At 55.2% G+C, this 2,912-nt stretch carries 8 protein-coding genes; 5 read left to right on the top strand and 3 right to left on the bottom strand.

Translation table 11 applies throughout. From position 1 onward, the window contains the following. Positions 1 to 151: 151 nt before the first annotated feature. Genes K6T64_RS16600 through K6T64_RS16590 form a run of 3 tightly spaced genes read left to right on the top strand, consistent with a single transcriptional unit; the run spans position 152 to position 873 of the window. Positions 152 to 325 (top strand): PIN domain-containing protein, encoded by a 174-nt coding sequence (locus K6T64_RS16600; RefSeq protein ID WP_288011306.1) that lies wholly within the window; start codon positions 152 to 154, stop codon positions 323 to 325. Between the two features lie 11 nt (positions 326 to 336). Next, positions 337 to 474: a hypothetical protein gene (locus K6T64_RS16595; protein WP_288011303.1), complete on the top strand. Its 138-nt coding sequence runs from the start codon at positions 337 to 339 to the stop codon at positions 472 to 474. Positions 475 to 534: 60 nt separating this feature from the next. Beyond that, positions 535 to 873: a TM2 domain-containing protein gene (locus K6T64_RS16590; RefSeq protein WP_353737845.1), complete on the top strand. Its 339-nt coding sequence runs from the start codon at positions 535 to 537 to the stop codon at positions 871 to 873. A 155-nt stretch (positions 874 to 1,028) separates the two neighbouring features. On the opposite strand, the gene K6T64_RS16585 is transcribed toward K6T64_RS16590, so the two are convergent. Both K6T64_RS16585 and K6T64_RS16580 read right to left on the bottom strand, forming a co-directional pair. Then, positions 1,029 to 1,472 (bottom strand): nucleotidyltransferase substrate binding protein, encoded by a 444-nt coding sequence (locus K6T64_RS16585; protein WP_288011300.1) that lies wholly within the window; start codon positions 1,470 to 1,472, stop codon positions 1,029 to 1,031. Further along, on the bottom strand, positions 1,438 to 1,773 hold the full coding sequence (locus K6T64_RS16580; protein WP_288011297.1) for a nucleotidyltransferase domain-containing protein: 336 nt from the start codon (positions 1,771 to 1,773) through the stop codon (positions 1,438 to 1,440). The genes K6T64_RS16585 and K6T64_RS16580 overlap by 35 nt, the downstream gene beginning before the upstream one ends. A gap of 166 nt (positions 1,774 to 1,939) precedes the next feature. Between K6T64_RS16580 and K6T64_RS16575 the strand changes: the two genes are divergently transcribed. Next, complete coding sequence (locus tag K6T64_RS16575) at positions 1,940 to 2,260, top strand: DUF6922 domain-containing protein (RefSeq protein WP_288011294.1); 321 nt, start codon at positions 1,940 to 1,942, stop codon at positions 2,258 to 2,260. A 65-nt stretch (positions 2,261 to 2,325) separates the two neighbouring features. Further along, on the top strand, positions 2,326 to 2,559 hold the full coding sequence (locus tag K6T64_RS16570; RefSeq protein ID WP_288011292.1) for a hypothetical protein: 234 nt from the start codon (positions 2,326 to 2,328) through the stop codon (positions 2,557 to 2,559). A gap of 159 nt (positions 2,560 to 2,718) precedes the next feature. On the opposite strand, the gene K6T64_RS16565 is transcribed toward K6T64_RS16570, so the two are convergent. Further along, on the bottom strand, positions 2,719 to 2,912 hold a 194-nt coding region (locus K6T64_RS16565), incomplete at its 5' end, for a PepSY domain-containing protein (RefSeq protein WP_288011289.1).

Genomic DNA, 2,912 nt, shown 5'->3' with positions numbered 1-2,912 from the left:
CGGGGCGATCATTGAGTATTTTACGTGATCCGGAATGGGGAAAAGCCCTCCAAGCCGCCGGTTCTGCCGGCACCGTCACCCGGTGACACGTTTCAAGGACCAGAGGATCCCCTTTTAGAAGGTTCTCCGGGGGCGATTGAGGGACCAAGCCGTGCGGCAAGGACTGACACTGCCGATGATGGACAGTCTCATTGCGGCGACGGCCATTGTCCATGAACTGGTTGTTGTGACGCGAAATGTCGCCGACCTGAAACGTTTAGCCCAAGACGACGCCAATCTGATCCGGTCCCTTTCAAAGGCCAATGTCCACACTCTGCACCGCTGAGGAGAAAGGCAATGAACAGTCCGCTTGATCTTCGGGCCCACTGCCTGCTGTGCGTTCACGGGTTTCGCGGCATGGTATACTATAATCGGGTTCACCGCGAATTTGGCCGGGATCGGGATGAGCCGGAGGGGGGTGTGAAAGCGCATTGAGTGAACTCTCATTTTTTGGCAATGGCATTAAGAGGCGGACATTGTTGGCCATGAAGGGTGATGGTTGCACAGTTATCCCGGGAGGTGTTTTTACGGTTGGATTTGATTGCTTTGAAAAGAGACTTAACCGCCGAAAAACTGACCATGGTCAATATGGAGTTGGAGCGGCGGGCAAAGTCCCCGGTCGTCATGTGGCTCCTGTGGCTGTTCTTGGGGGCAGTCGGTGGACACCGGTACTATTTGGGCGACATCGGACGAGGTGTGGCCATGACATTGACTTTGGGCGGATTGGGTATATGGGCTTTATTGGATGCGTTTTTCATTGGGAAACGCCTTGCGTTCAAGAACAGTCAACTTGAGCTCGAAATCATTAACAAGGTAAAGGCCTGGAGAAATTGAGGGTGACCATGGGCGCCCATGTCATTTGATCAAGAACTTCCTTGACCCGGCCGACTCGGGAGTTCCGGGACCTGCTCCCGGGTTCTCTTTTTGGACTGAAACAGATGGACGTCGCGGCCATCCGGGGATAGACATGGCTATGGTCTGTTCGGTCGTCATAGCTCCGTTCCGCCCGGTCGATCGATTCCCGGTTCTCGCCCTTCCTGCTGCAAAAAGCCGGCGATCTTCGTCTCCAGGTCGCAAAGTTTCGGATAATGAGATTCTTTAATCCGCTGATAGATGTCTCTCGCCGTCTGTTCGTCATACGTGTGGGAAGCACGGTTCTGATCCAGCATCATATCAATCCATCCGTCCCCGTCGTCGAGCAGCCCGACGGAAAAAGCTTCCCGAATCGCGCTCCGCGGGCTGTTGACCTCAAAACCTTCCCGGGCCAGGTACGTTTGCATCAGCTTCCAGCTGAGCTCAAAGGTAAACTCAAATCGTTGGATGACGCCGTCCACGACGATATCTTGACCCGGGTCGATCGTGAGACTTTCGCCCAGCCGACGAAGAGCTTTTTGGTAATCACGGTATTTTTCGGAGAGCCGAATGGTTGACATAAATCTGCACCCCCTCCCGGTCGATGGCCTGTTTTAAAGATGGATTCGAGACCCGCTGATAGTGAACCACGTCAAAACGAAGAGCGGTTCGGAGTTGTTCGAAAGCGTCCTGGAGCAGGTTTAAGTCCCGAACGGTCAGTTTGTCTCCGTACAGGCAGATGTCGATATCCGAGGATGTGCGGTAATCGCCCCGGGCTCGGGAGCCGTAGACGGCGGCGCGTTCGACGCGTTCATTGCCGCTGAGGACGGCGACGATATCCTGCAACAAACGGTCGTCGATACCGAAGCGGTCCATTAACATCCGCACCGTCCTTTCCGAGGGTGGTCGTCGAACGGGAGCTGGTTCGAGGAGATCAGGCGGTTGCCTTCCTTTTACCTGATGATGGTGGGGATTGTCAACGCGGGATGTTGGACATCATTCACGGGATTCTCCATAATAACAATATAGGCAAAGGGGGCGCGGAGGAATGGCAATCCCTGAGAAAATACCGGCATTTCTTTGGCCGTTGTTTCATAACTACGTGCCCGAAAGCATTGACCCGGTCCGGAATTGGAAGTTTGTGATCAAAACGGTCATGGTCACGGGTACGTGGGAACAGGTGGAGTGGGCCGCCCAAACCTACGGCCGCGACAGGTTCGAGCAGGTTGTTCGCGAGGACCTGGAGGGCAATCGGGAGTTGCCCAGGCCCGTGGCGAATTTTTGGTCCATCGCCCTTTGGGGCAAGCCTCTCCCCCCGCTCCAAAAGGGGGAGCGGTGGAAACCCACTCGCAAAATTCCGGGGGTGTAGGCTCGTGTTTTTGGATCAAATCGACCCCAAAACCGCAGAAACGCGCGCCGTTAAAAAGTGGTATCATGAGCCTTGAGGATATCGTTCGCGAGGCCGGTGAAATTTTTAAGGAGGATGGCGAAAAGTTTTTTTCGGCCAAACTGTTTTTACAGCAGTTGCTCTACACGGAAGATTTAGAGGACAAGGGTGCCGTGGTGGGCCATCTTCGCGTCCCCGATGACTTCGATTCCCTCATGCAAGAGCTGCAACATGCGGTTGAGGAAATGACCCGACAAAATCAAAGGCCCCCGATCCAATGAGGACAGCGGGGGCCTTTGCTCGCAAAGCTCGCCGACCAGTGCCATGCTCCTTTTCAGACCGCCGAGTCCAGTTCTCGCGACGATTCTCCATCCTGCTCCCACACCCGCCCGTTGCGGGATGGAGGGACCGCTTCGGTTGACCCATCCGAAAGGTTATACCTAGCGAGTGGTGAAAAGCACCGGCTTTCCGGTGAAGGCGTCGATGTACTGGATCAGGTGATTCGGATCGAACTCATACACCAACTGGCCTTGCGGGGCCGCCTGATTGCCGAATGTCGGCCATGTGTACACCAGCCGGATGGGCTGCGCCTGGAGAAAAGCCGTTTTGGCCTGCTCCGGAGTGATGGTATCTC

The organism is Kyrpidia sp., assembly GCF_023512215.1.
Taxonomy (GTDB): Bacteria; Bacillota; Bacilli; order Kyrpidiales; family Kyrpidiaceae; genus Kyrpidia; species Kyrpidia spormannii.
The sequence above is the reverse complement of the archived record's forward strand: the minus strand, read 5'-3'. Positions and strand labels throughout refer to the sequence as shown.

Coding starts and splice junctions, on each gene's coding strand:
- K6T64_RS16595 (WP_288011303.1), top strand. CDS start 337: ATGAACAGTCCGCTTGATCTTCGGGCCCACTGCCTGCTGTGCGTTCAC.
- K6T64_RS16590 (WP_353737845.1), top strand. CDS start 535: ATGGTTGCACAGTTATCCCGGGAGGTGTTTTTACGGTTGGATTTGATT.
- K6T64_RS16585 (WP_288011300.1), bottom strand. CDS start 1,472: ATGTCAACCATTCGGCTCTCCGAAAAATACCGTGATTACCAAAAAGCT.
- K6T64_RS16580 (WP_288011297.1), bottom strand. CDS start 1,773: ATGTTAATGGACCGCTTCGGTATCGACGACCGTTTGTTGCAGGATATC.
- K6T64_RS16575 (WP_288011294.1), top strand. CDS start 1,940: ATGGCAATCCCTGAGAAAATACCGGCATTTCTTTGGCCGTTGTTTCAT.
- K6T64_RS16570 (WP_288011292.1), top strand. CDS start 2,326: ATGAGCCTTGAGGATATCGTTCGCGAGGCCGGTGAAATTTTTAAGGAG.